12 protein-coding genes are annotated in these 14,720 nt (G+C 71.1%); all 12 read right to left on the bottom strand.

Features of this window, described 5'->3' with window-relative positions; all coding sequences use genetic code 11:
- Window positions 1-277: 277 nt before the first annotated feature.
- Complete coding sequence (locus tag ADK86_RS09820) at window positions 278-940, bottom strand: low molecular weight phosphatase family protein (protein WP_003981319.1); 663 nt, start codon at window positions 938-940, stop codon at window positions 278-280.
- On the bottom strand, window positions 937-1,584 hold the full coding sequence (locus ADK86_RS09815) for an L-threonylcarbamoyladenylate synthase (RefSeq protein ID WP_003981321.1): 648 nt from the start codon (window positions 1,582-1,584) through the stop codon (window positions 937-939). The genes ADK86_RS09820 and ADK86_RS09815 overlap by 4 nt, the downstream gene beginning before the upstream one ends.
- A 53-nt stretch (window positions 1,585-1,637) precedes the next feature.
- Entirely contained in the window at window positions 1,638-2,477 is an 840-nt protein-coding gene (prmC, locus tag ADK86_RS09810) for a peptide chain release factor N(5)-glutamine methyltransferase (RefSeq protein WP_030185709.1), read from the bottom strand.
- A gap of 101 nt (window positions 2,478-2,578) precedes the next feature.
- Window positions 2,579-3,658, bottom strand: a complete 1,080-nt coding sequence (prfA, locus tag ADK86_RS09805) for a peptide chain release factor 1 (RefSeq protein ID WP_003981325.1) — start codon at window positions 3,656-3,658, stop codon at window positions 2,579-2,581.
- Window positions 3,659-3,837: 179 nt separating this feature from the next.
- On the bottom strand, window positions 3,838-4,062 hold the full coding sequence (gene rpmE, locus ADK86_RS09800) for a 50S ribosomal protein L31 (RefSeq protein ID WP_030376601.1): 225 nt from the start codon (window positions 4,060-4,062) through the stop codon (window positions 3,838-3,840).
- Window positions 4,063-4,257: 195 nt separating this feature from the next.
- A complete protein-coding gene (locus tag ADK86_RS09795; RefSeq protein WP_053696216.1) occupies window positions 4,258-5,385 on the bottom strand; it encodes an LCP family protein in 1,128 nt (375 codons plus the stop codon).
- Window positions 5,386-5,761: 376 nt separating this feature from the next.
- Window positions 5,762-7,792 carry a transcription termination factor Rho gene (gene rho, locus ADK86_RS09790; RefSeq protein WP_053696215.1) on the bottom strand — a complete coding sequence of 677 codons (2,031 nt, stop codon included), beginning with the start codon at window positions 7,790-7,792 and terminating at the stop codon, window positions 5,762-5,764.
- A 361-nt stretch (window positions 7,793-8,153) separates the two neighbouring features.
- Window positions 8,154-9,071, bottom strand: coding sequence for a homoserine kinase (gene thrB, locus ADK86_RS09785; protein WP_053696214.1), 918 nt, complete (start codon window positions 9,069-9,071; stop codon window positions 8,154-8,156).
- A gap of 381 nt (window positions 9,072-9,452) precedes the next feature.
- Window positions 9,453-10,529, bottom strand: a complete 1,077-nt coding sequence (gene thrC / locus ADK86_RS09780) for a threonine synthase (protein WP_030595691.1) — start codon at window positions 10,527-10,529, stop codon at window positions 9,453-9,455.
- Between the two features lie 8 nt (window positions 10,530-10,537).
- Window positions 10,538-11,866 carry a homoserine dehydrogenase gene (locus ADK86_RS09775; RefSeq protein WP_030185714.1) on the bottom strand — a complete coding sequence of 443 codons (1,329 nt, stop codon included), beginning with the start codon at window positions 11,864-11,866 and terminating at the stop codon, window positions 10,538-10,540.
- Between the two features lie 184 nt (window positions 11,867-12,050).
- Window positions 12,051-13,442, bottom strand: a complete 1,392-nt coding sequence (gene lysA, locus ADK86_RS09770) for a diaminopimelate decarboxylase (RefSeq protein ID WP_030376597.1) — start codon at window positions 13,440-13,442, stop codon at window positions 12,051-12,053.
- Between the two features lie 151 nt (window positions 13,443-13,593).
- Window positions 13,594-14,631, bottom strand: a complete 1,038-nt coding sequence (gene nrtL, locus ADK86_RS09765; RefSeq protein ID WP_053696213.1) for an ArgS-related anticodon-binding protein NrtL — start codon at window positions 14,629-14,631, stop codon at window positions 13,594-13,596.
- Window positions 14,632-14,720: the final 89 nt, after the last annotated feature.

The following is a 14,720-nucleotide window of genomic DNA, read 5'->3' as shown; positions in this document are numbered from 1 at the left end:
GCCCCAGGAGCATCCCCCTATTGTCGAGGGCCGGCCGAGCCCAACCTGGAGACGAATCGAACGGGATCATCCCCCCGGCGGGGGCTTACCCAGGGGTGACGCAAGCGAAGCGCCCGAACCAACGGCGGGCCACGCCCCGTGCGCCCCCACGGCACTGCGACCCCGCACCCGCGCGCCCCGGCCCCACGCCCCGCACCCCCGCAACACCCCAAAAGCGCCCCAGCAGCGCCCCTCCAAGCCCCCAGGAGCGACTCTCACGCCCCGGATGCCCTCCGGGTCAGGCCCGCGCCGGAACTCCCGTCAGCGCCGTCACCACGGGGTCCAGCGCCTGGTTGATCTCGTCACCGATGGAGCGGAAGAACGTGATGGGCGCGCCGTACGGGTCGTAGACCTCGTCCGCCTCCGGGTTCGGCGCCAGCAGCCAGCCGCGCAGCGCGGCGGCGGCGCCGACCAGGGCGCGGGCGCGTTCGACCAGCCCGCCACCGGGCAGCGCCGGGTCGGGCTCGGGCAGCGTCGCCGGGTCTATGGCCCGTACGAGGCGGTTGAACTCCTTGAGCGTGAAGGTGCGCAGCCCGGCCGAATGGCCCATGGAGATGACCTGCGCGCGGTGGTCGCGGGTGGCCGTCAGGACCAGGTCGGCACGGATGACGTGCTCGTCCAGCAGCTCGCGGCCGGTGAAATCGGCCGGATCCGCTCCGTAGTCGGCCAAAACCGTGGCGGCGTGGGTCTCCATGGGCGCGCCTTCGTGGCCCCAGGTGCCGGCGCTCTCCACGATCAGGCCGCCGCGGTCCGCGCCCAGGCGCAGGTCGAGGGCGTGCCGGTGCAGCCGCTCGGTGATCGGCGAGCGGCAGACGTTGCCGGTGCTGACGTGGAGGATGCGGAAGGTGCGGTAGGTGTCCTCGCCGGGTCCCGCTATGCCACGCCCGAGGGGCGCAATCAATTCGCCACCTCAAGCCCAGGGGCCACCTTGCGCAGCTCCTCCGCGCTGATCGCGCCCGCGCGGAGCAGCAGCGGCGTGGGGCCGGTGACGTCGACGATCGAGGACGGTACGGCGGCGGGGGTCGGGCCGCCGTCCAGGTAGACGGAGACGGAGTCGCCGAGCATCTCCTGGGCCGCGTCGCAGTCCTGCGGGGACGGGTGGCCGGTCAGGTTGGCGCTGGAGACGGCCATCGGGCCGAACTCGGTCAGCAGCTCGATGGCGACCGGGTGCAGCGGCATACGGACCGCGACCGTGCCGCGGGTCTCCCCCAGGTCCCAGGTCAGCGACGGCTGGTGGGTGGCGACCAGGGTGAGCGCGCCGGGCCAGAAGGCGTCGACCAGCTCCCATGCCTGCTCGGAGAAGTCCGTGACGAGGCCGTGCAGGGTGTTCGGGGAGCCGACGAGCACCGGCGAGGGCATGCCGCGCCCGCGGCCCTTGGCCTCCAGCAGGTCACCGACGGCCTGGGCACTGAACGCGTCCGCGCCGATGCCGTAGACGGTGTCGGTCGGCAGCACGACCAGCTCGCCGCGACGGACGGCCGATGCGGCCTCGCGCAGACCGGTCGCGCGGTCGGTCGCGTCGCTGCAGTCGTAACGCCGTGCCATTTAACGGACCTCCTCGTGCGGAACGTACAGATGACTCGTGGGGAGCGGGCTCGTCATGGCATCGCCCTGCGCGCGGTGGCGAAGCGGGGCCGGTTGTTCAGGTCGGGGTGGTCGGCCGCGTCGGCCCAGCCCCGCTCCTCGGTGAAGATCCACGGAACCTGGCCGCCCTGGGTGTCGGCGTGCTCGATGACCACGACGCCGCCGGGCCGCAGCAGGCGGTGCGCGGTCCGCTCGATGCCGCGGATGGTGTCCAGGCCGTCCTGGCCCGAGAACAGCGCGAGCTCGGGGTCGTGGTCGCGCGCCTCGGGTGCGACGTACTCCCACTCGGTCAGCGGGATGTACGGCGGGTTCGAGATGACCAGGTCGACCTGGCCGTCCAGTTCGGGGAGCGCGGTCAGCGCGTCGCCCTGCTGGAGAACGACGCGGGACCCCTCGACGTTCTTGCGCGCCCACTGCATGGCCTCGTCGGACAGCTCCACGGCGTGCACCCGCGAGCGCGGCACCTCCTGCGCCAGGGCGAGCGCGATGGCTCCGGAGCCGGTGCACAGGTCCACGATGAGCGGTTCGACGACGTCCATGGCCCGTACGGCGTCTATCGCCCAGCCGACGACCGACTCGGTCTCCGGGCGGGGTACGAAGACGCCGGGGCCGACGTGCAGCTCCAGGTAGCGGAAGAAGGCGCGCCCGGTGATGTGCTGGAGCGGCTCGCGGGCCTCGCGGCGCGCGACGGCCTCCCAGTAGCGGGCGTCGAAGTCCGCGTCGGCGACCCGGTGCAGTTCGCCGCGTTTGACGCCGTGGACGTGCGCGGCGAGCTCCTCGGCGTCGAAGCGCGGTGAGGGTACGCCGGCGTCGGCCAGCCGCTGGGTGGCCTGCGCCACCTCGGCGAGCAGCACGGTGCGGGGGCTGGGCCCGCGGCGGGGCCGCTGGGGGTCGTGACCCCCGGAAGGCGACGGCACGCTGTTCCTCCGGCTCGTTCTACGGGCGTTCTACGGGCTTACTGGGCGGCGGCCAGCTTGGCGGCCGAGTCGGCGTCCACGCACGCCTGGATGACCGGGTCGAGCTCGCCGTCGAGGACCTGGTCCAGGTTGTACGCCTTGAAGCCGACCCGGTGGTCCGAAATGCGGTTCTCCGGGAAGTTGTACGTCCGGATGCGCTCGGAGCGGTCGACGGTGCGCACCTGGCTGCGCCGGGCGTCCGACGCCTCCTTCTCGGCCTCTTCCTGGGCGGCGGCCAGCAGCCGCGAGCGCAGGATGCGCAGGGCCTGCTCCTTGTTCTGGAGCTGGCTCTTCTCGTTCTGGCAGGAGACGACGATGCCGGTGGGCAGGTGGGTGATGCGCACGGCGGAGTCGGTGGTGTTGACCGACTGGCCGCCGGGGCCCGAGGAGCGGTAGACGTCGATGCGCAGGTCGTTCGGGCCGATCTCGACCTCGACCTCCTCGGCCTCGGGCGTGACGAGCACGCCGGCCGCCGAGGTGTGGATGCGGCCCTGGGACTCGGTGGCGGGCACCCGCTGGACGCGGTGCACCCCGCCCTCGTACTTCAGGCGGGCCCACACGCCCTGGCCGGGCTCGGTGGCCCCGTTGCCGCCCTTGGTCTTCACGGCGACCTGGACGTCCTTGTAGCCGCCGAGGTCGGACTCGTTGGCGTCCAGGATCTCGGTCTTCCAGCCGACGCGCTCGGCGTAGCGCAGGTACATGCGCAGCAGGTCGCCGGCGAACAGCGCGGACTCCTCGCCGCCCTCGCCCGCCTTGACCTCCAGGATGACGTCCTTGTCGTCGCTGGGGTCGCGCGGGACGAGCAGCAGCCGCAGCTTCTCGGTCAGCTCTTCGCGGCGCGCTTCGAGGTCCTTGACCTCGTCGGCGAAGTCCGGGTCGTCGGCGGCCAGTTCGCGGGCCGTCTCGATGTCGTCGCCGGTCTGCTTCCAGGCGCGGTACGTCGTGATGATCGGGGTCAGTTCGAAATAGCGCTTGTTGAGCCGCTTGGCCTCGCGCTGGTCGGCGTGGACCGCGGGGTCGGCCAGTCGCTTCTCAAGGTCGGCGTGCTCGCCGATCAGTTCCTCGACCGCCTCGAACATCGTGGGGGTTCCTCACCTGGCTGTGTCTTCCGGGTTGTCCCGGGGGTCCCGGTTGCCGGCACCTGTGCGGCCGGTGGCCGCGGCCACGGATCTCCGGCGGGGTCCGTGGCCCGGACGACAAAACGCCGGTCCGGCCGCCCCTCGACAGGGGCGAGACGGAACCGGCGCCTTGCGGGACGCTACTTCTTGGCGGAGCCGGCGCCCTTGCCGAAGCGGGCCTCGAAGCGGGCCACGCGGCCACCGGTGTCGAGGATCTTCTGCTTGCCCGTGTAGAACGGGTGGCACTCGGAGCAGATGTCGGCACGGATGGTGCCGCCGGCAACGGTGCTACGGGTGGTGAACGACGCGCCACAGGTGCAGCTGACCTGGGTCTCGACGTACTCCGGGTGGATGTCGCGCTTCAAGGGAATCTCCTAGGTTCGGGAGGGCTCCGGGTCGTGGCGCTGATTGCGTCACGTGAACCGGGACCGACGGTCCAGTCTGCCAGGACGGGCCGCATCTCCCAAAACCGGGGTGGGCCGGGAAGTATTCCCGGGGGTTTCCGGGGGTGCGGAAGGCCGCCGGTACGGCGTCCCGGCGGCCCTGGGGAATCGATTCGGCTACTTTACGTAACCGGCGGTTCCGCCCTTGTCGCCCGCGGAATCCTTGATCGCGTCCTTGGGGATGTCCTGGTCCTGGCGCAGCGCGTCCCAGACCTGCCGGGACTGCTTGTCCAGCGGCAGCACGCGGGACGGGTCCTTCTTGTCGTAGGTCACCGGCAGGGTGACCATGTCGATGCTGTCCGACCCGATGCCGCCCATCTCCTTGGCCAGGCCCATCAGCGCGTTGACCGAGTTCAGGTCGGTGTCGGTGGTGATGGCCTTGGTGGCGGTGTCGGCGATGCCGTAGAGCTTCGTCGGGTTCGACAGCAGCCCGATGTTCTTGACCTGGTTCATCAGGGCCTTGATGAACGTCTGCTGGAGCTGGATGCGGCCCAGGTCGCTGCCGTCGCCGCCGGGCACGCCGTGCCGGGTACGGACGAGGCCGAGCGCGTTCTCGCCGTTGAGGGTGTGCTTGCCGGGCTCCAGGTCCAGGTGGCTCTTCTTGTCGTGGATGGGCTTGGTGGTGGTGATGTCCACGCCGCCCAGCGCGTCGATGAGCTTCTTGAAGCCGGTGAAGTCGACCTCGACGAAGTGGTCCATGCGGATGCCGCTCATCGACTCGACGGTCTTGACCGCGCAGGCCGGGCCGCCGACCTCGAAGGCGGTGTTGAACATGGCCCGGCGCTGGCCCGGTATGTTCTTGCCGTTCTTCGTCGTGCAGTCGGGGCGCTGGACCAGGGTGTCGCGCGGGATGCTGACGACGCTGGCCTTCTTGTGGCCCTTGAAGATGTGCACGATCATCGCGGTGTCGGAGCGGGCGTTGCCCTCGTCCGTGCCGTACGAGCCGTTCGCGCCCGCCCGGGAGTCCGACCCCATGACGAGGATGTCCATCGACCCGTCGTCGTTGTTCTTCGGCCGGTCCTTGCCCAGGGCGGCGTTGATGTCGACGCCCTTCAGGTTGCCGTTGAGCTTGAAGTAGACGTACCCCAGTCCGGCGCCGCCCAGCAGCACGCAGCTGACCAGCGCGCATATGGTGATCGTCAGGACGCGGCGGCGCCGGGTCGGCCCCTTGCGCCGGCGGCCCGTGGCACGTATGCCGCGGGAGCGGCTCTTGGCCGGGTTCGCGGCCCTGCTGTCGTCCGCCATCTGCTCCTCAGTCCTCGTTCGCTCGGCTGCCCCTCGCCGCCACTGCTGGGCCACGGTTTGTTGCGCCTTGAAAGACGGGGGGCTGCCCGGAAGGGTTGCACAACGGGATTGAGCGCCATTCTTAGAAACCGCCCGGCCCCCGAGGCGCAGAAAAGTCGACTTTTGCCCGGTGACCAGGACTTTCGTCCCGGAGCGGAATGCGGAACGGCGGCTTCCGCCGAAGCCGGCCGTGTGCGCAAGGCAACAATCTGCGGGATTCCCGGCCCAGCACGAAGCCCTCCCGGTCACCGATGTGACCAGGAGGGCTCAGCTGTGCGGCCACGGCCGCGTCCGGCGCCTGTACGGGCGCCGGCGGGCCGTTCCCGAGAGACCGGCGTCAGTCGTTGCCGTTGCCGTTGCCCATGCCGGGCGTCGTCTTCTGGATCTGGAGCAGGAACTCCGCGTTGGACTTCGTCTGCTTCATCTTGTCCAGCAGCAGCTCGATGGCCTGCTGCTGGTCCAGGGCGTGCAGCACCCGGCGCAGCTTCCAGACGACGGCCAGCTCGTCGCTGCCCATCAGGATCTCTTCCTTACGGGTGCTGGACGCATCCACGTCCACCGCCGGGAAGATGCGCTTGTCCGAGAGCTTCCGGTCGAGCTTGAGCTCCATGTTGCCGGTGCCCTTGAACTCCTCGAAGATCACCTCGTCCATCCGCGAGCCGGTCTCGACCAGCGCGGTGGCCAGGATGGTCAGCGAGCCGCCGTCCTCGATGTTGCGCGCGGCACCGAAGAACTTCTTCGGCGGGTAGAGCGCGGTCGAGTCGACACCACCGGACAGGATGCGTCCGGAGGCGGGGGCCGCGAGGTTGTACGCACGGCCCAGGCGGGTGATCGAGTCCAGCAGGACGACCACGTCGTGGCCCAGCTCCACCAGGCGCTTGGCGCGCTCGATGGCGAGCTCGGCGACCGTGGTGTGGTCCTCGGCAGGGCGGTCGAAGGTCGAGGAGATGACCTCGCCCTTGACCGACCGCTGCATGTCGGTGACCTCTTCCGGACGCTCGTCGACCAGGACGACCATCAGGTGGCACTCGGGGCTGTTGCGGGTGATCGAGTTGGCGATCGCCTGCATGATCATGGTCTTGCCGGTCTTCGGCGGGGCCACGATCAGACCGCGCTGGCCCTTGCCGATCGGCGCGACCAGGTCGATGATCCGCGGCGTCAGCGCGCCCGGCTCACCCTCCAGGCGCAGCCGCTCCTGCGGGTACAGCGGCGTCAGCTTGCCGAACTCCGGGCGGCCGCGGCCCTGTTCGGGCGCGACGCTGTTGACGGTGTCCAGGCGCACCAGCGCGTTGAACTTCTCGCGCCGCTCGCCCTCACGGGGCTGGCGGACCGCGCCGGTGACGTGGTCACCCTTGCGCAGGCCGTTCTTGCGGACCTGGGCGAGCGAGACGTACACGTCGTTCGGACCGGGCAGGTAGCCGGAGGTCCGGATGAACGCGTAGTTGTCGAGGATGTCGAGGATGCCCGCGACGGGGATCAGCACGTCGTCCTCGGAGACCTGCGGCTCGTTGCCGAAGTCGTCCCGGCCGCGACGGCCCCGGCGGTCCCGGTAGCGGCCGCGGCGGCCGCGGCGGCCGCCCTCGAAGTCGTCGCCGTCCTCGTCGGCCCGGCGGTTGTCGCGGTTGTCGCGCTGGCGGTTGCCGCCGCCCTGCTGGTCGCCGCCGTCGTTGTTCTTGTTGCGGCGGTCGCGCTGGCCGCGCTCACCGCGCTCGCCGCGGCCCTGGCGGTCGCCCTTCTGGCCGCGGTCCTGACGGTCCCCGCGGTCCTGGCGCTCGCCCTTGCCCTGGCGGCCCTCGGCGCTGTCGGCGGCGGCCTCGGCCTTGCCGTCCTCGCGCTGCGCCGCCCGGGTGTCGGCCTTCGCCTCGGCCTTGGCCTCGGTCTTCGCCTCGCCGGCGCCCTCGGGGCTGCCCGCGGCGGCGGTGGCGCGGCGCCGGCGGCGCTCGCCGGTGGGCTCCTCGCCGGTCTGGCCCGGGATGTCGATCTGCTGCTGCCCGGCGGCCTGGTCGGCGGCCTTCTCGGCCCCCTTGCCCGCGGCCTTGGCGGCGCCGTCCTCGCCCGTACGGGCCTTGGAGGTCGCCCGGCGCTTGGGCTTGGTCTCGGTCTCTGCGGGCGCGTCGCCCTTGGCGGAGGCGGCGCCGGCGCCCTGGGCCTGCTTCTCCTTGATGACCTCGATCAGCTGGCTCTTGCGCATCCGCGCGGTGCCCTTGATACCGAGGCTGGAGGCGACCTGCTGCAGCTCTGCCAGGACCATGCCGTCCAGGCCGGTGCCGGAACGGCGGCGCCGCGCAGGCGCGGCGGGAGCGTCCGTGGCGGGCGCGGTGGCACTGCCATCGGTGCGTACGCCCATCAGATCGGTGGTGTCGCTCACGAAGGGTCCTTCCCTGGAGCGGGCGTCGGCCTGTCTGGCTCGGCGACCGGTTGTGCTGTCCGGCTGCGGTCCCGTGTTTGCGGACCTGGCCGGGGCGGTGGTCCCGCCTGAACGGCGGAGAGATCAGTGCATGGTTCCGGCGCGAAGAGATGTCTGTGACTCATGTCCGTCACGCCGATTCCGGAGCGTGCTCGCTTCTGCTCAGGCAACTGCTCCAAGCAGTTTGGGAGGCTCCCGGAAGAAAGGTGGTCCCGGAAGGGGACACGGAGTACCGCGCCGCAGAGGCGTCACGTACTCACTTGAGGTTAACACTACCGGATCCAACAAACATTCCCCCTCTCGAAGACCGGCAATCGAACGATCACCCGGCGAGCGGCAGCACCGAGGCGCCCACCGCATCGAGGGCCAGCCGGTTGGCCGCCCACCCCTCGCCCGCCAGGCCGGCGACCTTGTCGGCCGCGTCCTCCTGGACCAGCGCGAGCACCGTGGGGCCCGCGCCGGAGATGACTGCAGGGACGCCGTCCGCCCGCAGTCGGTTCACCAGGGCCGTGCTCTCGGGCATCGCGGGAGCACGGTACTCCTGGTGAAGTCGGTCCTCGGTCGCGGCCAGCAGCAGCTCGGGGCGCCTGGTCAGGGCCTCGACGAGCAGTGCGGCGCGGCCGGCGTTGGCCGCGGCGTCCACGTGCGGGACGGTACGCGGCAGCAGGCCCCGCGCGGTCTCGGTGAGCACCGGGCGGCCCGGTACGAAGACCACCGGAACGATGGAATCGGCGGGATCCATCCTGATCGCCCGCGCGGTCCCGGTATCCGTCCAGGCCAGGGTGAAACCGCCGAGCAGGCACGCAGCGACATTGTCCGGATGGCCCTCGATCTCGGTCGCCAGCTCCAGCAGCGCCGCGTCGTCGAGCTTCTGCTCGGCGCCTATGGTCACGGCGCGGGCGGCCATGATGCCGGCGCAGATCGCGGCGGAGGAGGAGCCCAGGCCGCGGCCGTGCGGGATGCGGTTGGCGCACACGATCTCCAGGCCGCGCGGCTGCCCGCCGAGCAGGTCGAAGGCGGTGCGCAGGGACCGTACGAGCAGGTGGCTCTCGTCGCGCGGCAGGGTTTCGGCGCCCTCGCCCGCGATGTCGACGTGCAGGCCGGAATCGGCCACCCGTACCACGACGTCGTCGTACAGCCCGAGGGCGAGCCCCAGGGCGTCGAAGCCGGGACCGAGATTGGCGCTGGTCGCGGGGGTGCGCACCCGGACGGCGGCGGCGCGGAACGCTGGACCGGCCATCGCTCGATGACTCTCCTTGATGTGATGCTGCGGCACTGCCCCGGAGCGCCGCGGCACCAGGGTGGTGCCCGGCCGGCTCTTGGGGACCGTTCTGACCTGCCCTGCACACCACTGCGACATGCCGTGGGGAGGGGAGTTGGCTGCCAGCCTATCGAAGGAAGGTTCTGTGGCGACATAGGGCGCACAGGAGGCGCACGATGCGTGTCGCACGCCGCCTGCGGCTCCGAGCCGCATTTGCAGCCTTTGCAGGGTTTGCTCGATCCGGTGCGGCGGGCCCTCGTGGGCCCGGTGACCGGGGGCGCGCGCCGTCGCGCGCGCCGGGTGGGCACCCGGCCGTACCCGTACGGGCGGGCCGGGTGCGCCGTGTCCCGAGGGGGCGCGTTACGCCAGACCGAGGCGCTCGGCCGCGGCGTCCGCGTCGACCGGGACGGTGACCGGCTGCGGGGCGCCCGCGACGGCCCAGTCCGGGTCCTTGAGGCCGTTGCCGGTGACCGTGCAGACGATGCGCTGGCCCGGGTCGACCTTGCCCTCGTCGGCGGCCTTGAGCAGACCGGCCACCGAGGCGGCCGAGGCGGGCTCCACGAAGACGCCCTCCTGAGAGGCCAGCAGCCGGTAGGCGGCCAGGATCTGACGGTCGGTCACCTCGTCGATGAAGCCGCCGGACTCGTCCCGGGCGCGCTCGGCGAACTGCCAGGAGGCGGGGTTGCCGATCCGGATGGCGGTCGCGATCGTGTGCGGATCCTTGACGACTTCGCCACGTACGATCGGCGCGCTGCCGGACGCCTGGAAGCCCCACATGCGCGGAGTGCGCGAGGCGATGCCGTCGGCGGCGTACTCCTGGTACCCCTTCCAGTACGCGGTGATGTTGCCCGCGTTGCCGACCGGCAGCACGTGGATGTCCGGCGCGTCGTCCAGCATGTCCACGATCTCGAAGGCGGCGGTCTTCTGGCCCTCGATCCGTACCGGGTTGACGGAGTTCACAAGTGCGACGGGGTACTTCTCCGAGAGGCCCCGGGCCAGCGTCAGGCAGTCGTCGAAATTGCCGTCGACCTGGAGGATCTTCGCGCCGTGCACCAGCGCCTGGCCCATCTTGCCCAGCGCGATCTTGCCCTGCGGTACGAGAACGGCGCAGACCATCCCGGCCCGTACGGCGTACGCGGCCGCCGAGGCGGAGGTGTTGCCGGTCGAGGCGCAGATGACGGCCTTGGCACCCTCCTCCTTGGCCCGGGTGATGGCCATCGTCATGCCGCGGTCCTTGAAGGAGCCGGTGGGGTTGGCACCCTCCACCTTGAGATGCACCTCACAGCCCGTGCGCTCGGAGAGCACCTGAGCGGGCACCAGCGGCGTACCCCCCTCACGCAGCGTGACGACCTCGGTCGACGCCGAGACCGGCAGCCGGTCGCGGTACTCCTCGATGATTCCGCGCCACTGACGGCTGGCGGTGGAAATGGCAGTCATGGGTTCCTTTACTCCCCTTCGACCCGCATGATGCTGGCGACGCCCCGGACGGTGTCCAGTTCGCGCAGCGCGTCGACGGTCGACGACAGGGCGGCGTCGGCCGCCCGGTGCGTGACGACGACGAGGGACGCCTCTCCCCCGTTCGCGGTCTCCCCGGAGCGGGCGGCACCCCCGTCCTTGCTCTGCTGGCGCACGGTGTCGATGGACACGCCGTGCTCGGCGAAGACCGTGGCCACCTGGGCCAGGACACCGGGCTTGTCGGCCACGTCCAGGCTGATGTGGTAGCGGGTGACCACGTCGCCCATCGGCCCGACCGGCAGCTGGGTGTACGCGGACTCGCCGGGCCCGGTGGTTTCGGCCAGCTTGTTGCGGCAGACCGCCACCAGGTCGCCGAGGACCGCGGAGGCGGTCGGCGAGCCGCCCGCGCCCGGCCCGTAGAACATCAGCTGCCCGGCGGCCTCCGCCTCGACGAAGACCGCGTTGTACGCCTCGCGCACGGAGGCCAGCGGATGCGACAGCGGGATCATGGCGGGGTGCACGCGCGCCGTCACCGAGGCACCGTCGGCGGCCCGCTCGCAGATCGCCAGCAGCTTGACCGTGCAGCCCATGCGCTTGGCGGAGGCGATGTCGGAGGCGGTGACCTCGGTCAGCCCCTCGCGGTGCACATCGTCGATGGTCACCCGGGTGTGGAAGGCGATACCGGCCAGGATGGCGGCCTTGGCGGCGGCGTCGAAGCCCTCGACGTCCGCGGTCGGGTCGGCCTCCGCGTACCCGAGGGCCGTGGCCTCGTCCAGCGCCTCGGAGTACCCGGCGCCGGTGCTGTCCATCTTGTCGAGGATGAAATTGGTCGTCCCGTTGACGATGCCGAGCACCCGGTTGACCTTGTCGCCGGCCAGCGACTCGCGCAGCGGCCGGACCAGCGGGATCGCGCCGGCCACGGCGGCCTCGTAATAGAGGTCCGCGCCATTGGCCTCGGCCGCGGCGTGCAGCGCCGCGCCGTCCGCCGCGACCAGCGCCTTGTTGGCCGAGACCACGCTCGCGCCGTGTTCGAAAGCGGTGGTGATGAGGCCGCGGGCGGGCTCGATGCCCCCGATCACCTCGACGACCACGTCGATGTCACCGCGTTTGACCAGCGCTTTCGCGTCGGTGGTGATCAGCTCGGCGGGCACTCCCGCGCGTACCCGGTCCGGACGGCGAACGGCGATCCCGGCCAGCTCGACCGGCGCACCGATGCGGGCCGTGAGGTCGTCGGCGTGCGTCGTCATGATGCGCGCCACCTCTGAGCCGACCACTCCACAGCCCAGCAGCGCCACCTTCAGCGGACGCGTACGCATCATTCGACCTCTTTCGCTTTCCTTCTCGGTAATGCACCAGTCTCACGCACCGGACCGGGTTTTCCGGCCCCGGTCCGGATGCCGAGACATTCGTTCCACCATTGTCGGTCACTCGGCCGCAACGGCCGACACCGCCCGTACGGACGGTGCACCGTGCTCTTCACGCCCTTCGCGCCCGGTGCCCGTCCTACCCGACGTCGAGGCGCAGCAGGTCCTCCTCCGTCTCGCGCCGGACGATGACCCGCCCCGCGCCGTCACGCACCGCGACCACCGGCGGCCGCAGCGCGTGGTTGTAGTTGCTCGCCATCGACCGGCAGTACGCGCCGGTCGCGGGCACCGCGAGCAGGTCGCCGGGCGCCACGTCGGCGGGCAGGAACGCGTCCCGTACGACGATGTCGCCGCTCTCGCAGTGCTTGCCGACCACGCGGGACAGCATCGGCGGCGCGTCCGAGGCCCGCGAGGCCAGCGCCACGCTGTACTCGGCGTCGTAGAGGGCCGTACGGATGTTGTCGGACATACCGCCGTCGACGGAGACGTACGTACGCAGCCCGTCCAGCTCCTTGACCGTGCCGACCTCGTACAGGGTGAACGCGGTGGGGCCGACGATGGCGCGGCCCGGCTCCACGGACAGGCGCGGCACGGCCAGCCCGGCCGCCGCGCACTCCCGCGTCACGATGTCGCCGAGCGCCTTCGCGATCTCGTGCGGCTCGCGCGGATCGTCGTCCGAGGTGTACGCGATCCCGAGCCCGCCGCCCAGGTCGATCTCCGGCAGCTCCACGCCGTGCTCGTCCCGTACCTCGGTCAGCAGCTGCACCACGCGCCGCGCCGACACCTCGAAGCCGGCCATGTCGAAGATCTGCGAGCCGATGTGCGAGTGGATGCCGGTCAGCTCCAGCCCGTCCAGCTTCAGCACCCGCCGTACGGCCTCCGCGGCCTGCCCGCCGGCCAGCGCGATCCCGAACTTCTGGTCCTCGTGCGCGGTCGCGATGAACTCGTGGGTGTGCGCCTCCACGCCCACCGTCACCCGGATCTGCACCCGCTGCCGCTTGCCCAGCCGGTCCGCGATGTGCGCGACCCGCACGATCTCCTGGAACGAATCCAGCACGATCCGACCGACCCCGGCCTCCACGGCCCGGGTGATCTCATCGACGCTCTTGTTGTTGCCGTGCAGCGCGATCCGCTCGGCAGGCATCCCCGCCGCGAGCGCGGTGGCCAGCTCGCCGCCACTGCACACATCGAGATTCATGCCTTCCTCCGCCAGCCACCGCACCACGGCCCGCGAAAGAAACGCCTTACCGGCGTAGAAGACATCCGCCCCCTCCCCGAAAGCGTCCTTCCAGGCCCGGCACCGACCCCGGAAATCCTCCTCGTCCAGGAAGTACGCGGGCGTCCCGAACTCCTCGGCGAGCGCAGCGACATCGACCCCGCCGACGGTGATCACACCGTCCTCGTTCCGGCGGACCGTACGGGCCCACACACGGGAATCGATGCTGTTCAGATCGGCGGGCGGAGCGGAGTAGTGCCCCTCGGGCAGGACGTCGCCGTGGCGGGGGCCTGCGGGATGTGCGGAACGGCTCATGGCGTGGGAATTCCCCTCGGAAGTACTGCGACCTGGTCGGGTACGTCGACTGGCGGAGCGGCGGGTCGGCTACCGGACGTCCTTGTCGGGCATCGACCGCCGGTTGTCGGCTGCTTTGGTTCGGGCTTGCCTGCCAGTGTTCGGACCAGGTCTAAAGACGATCGGGCGTGGAGATGCCGAGCAGGTGAAGGCCGTTGGCGAGCACCGTTCCGGCGGCTTCGGCGAGAGCCAGCCGGCCACGGTGCACGGCCGAGGGTTTCTCCTCACCGACAGGCAGCGGCGGACACACGTCGTGACATCGCAGCCAGGCGTCGGCGGTGATCTCCAGATGCCGTGCGACCCGGTCGGGCGCCCGGTGCCGGGCGGCGGCCTCGACGGTGGCCGGATACTCGGCGATGGCGGCGAAAAGCTCACGGAGGGCCTGGCCCTGAGCCTCCGTTCCCCCCACGTCCCTCATATCTGCGGGCTCGGCAGCGAATCCCAGCTCACGGGCGTTACGCGTCATGGCACACGTACGGGCGTACGCGTACTGCACCCGGAAGCGGGCGTTGCTCTCCCGTTGCACGGGGCGGTCGGGAAGGCGTACGGCGTCACCTTGAGCGGGACGGAGCAGGGCCCAGCGAGCCTCATCGGCGCCGAGACGGGCGACGAGGAGCTGCCATCCCTCGGCGACCTCCCTCGGGCGGACCGTTTCCCCACCCGGCTTCGTCGCCGCGCCCCCCGCAGGCAGAATCCGCTCCAGCGCCTCGACGGTGACAGCAGCCCGTACGTCCGCCTTTCCAGCCGCCTCTGCGCCTTCCACCGTACGGAGTTCCACCCGGCCACCGCCGCCGGCATCCCCGTACGCCCGCCCCTGCGCCAGCACACTCCGTACGAGCCCGGCCCGAGCCCCACCCGTCAACGTCACATTCAAAAATCCGGCCCCGGCGATCTCCACATGGGCAATCCCGGGCACCCCCGCCAACCGCTTACGCAGCATTCCGGCCACCTCAAGCGGCGACCGCCCGGCCTCCTTGGCCACCTGCATCGCAACACCACACGCGAAATCAACCCCGCCCTCACGGGTGGCACCCTTGCCACCCGGCACACGCACCACAACCCGCTCCGGCACGGCCACGGAGAGCTCCCCGTCCTCAACAGCACCACGCACGGCACAGAGCACGGCGCAGGAGAACTCAGCGGGGGTCACGCCCCACAGCGTATGGGAAAAACAACCCTCAACCGCGACCTGGTTTCATCCATTGGACAGGGGGTGGTGGGTGTGGGGGTGTTTGGGGG

Origin of the sequence: Streptomyces sp. NRRL F-5755 (genome assembly GCF_001279365.1) — a bacterium.
GTDB lineage: Bacteria > Actinomycetota > Actinomycetes > Streptomycetales > Streptomycetaceae > Streptomyces > Streptomyces rimosus.
This window is presented reverse-complemented; position numbering and strand designations above follow the sequence as displayed.

What these genes read in the sequence shown, in the direction of transcription:
- ADK86_RS09815 (WP_003981321.1), bottom strand. Translation starts at nt 1,584, where the DNA reads ATGGCACGGCGTTACGACTGCAGCGACGCGACCGACCGCGCGACCGGT.
- prfA (WP_003981325.1), bottom strand. Translation starts at nt 3,658, where the DNA reads ATGTTCGAGGCGGTCGAGGAACTGATCGGCGAGCACGCCGACCTTGAG.
- ADK86_RS09795 (WP_053696216.1), bottom strand. Translation starts at nt 5,385, where the DNA reads ATGGCGGACGACAGCAGGGCCGCGAACCCGGCCAAGAGCCGCTCCCGC.
- thrB (WP_053696214.1), bottom strand. Translation starts at nt 9,071, where the DNA reads ATGGCCGGTCCAGCGTTCCGCGCCGCCGCCGTCCGGGTGCGCACCCCC.
- thrC (WP_030595691.1), bottom strand. Translation starts at nt 10,529, where the DNA reads ATGACTGCCATTTCCACCGCCAGCCGTCAGTGGCGCGGAATCATCGAG.
- ADK86_RS09775 (WP_030185714.1), bottom strand. Translation starts at nt 11,866, where the DNA reads ATGATGCGTACGCGTCCGCTGAAGGTGGCGCTGCTGGGCTGTGGAGTG.
- lysA (WP_030376597.1), bottom strand. Translation starts at nt 13,442, where the DNA reads ATGAGCCGTTCCGCACATCCCGCAGGCCCCCGCCACGGCGACGTCCTG.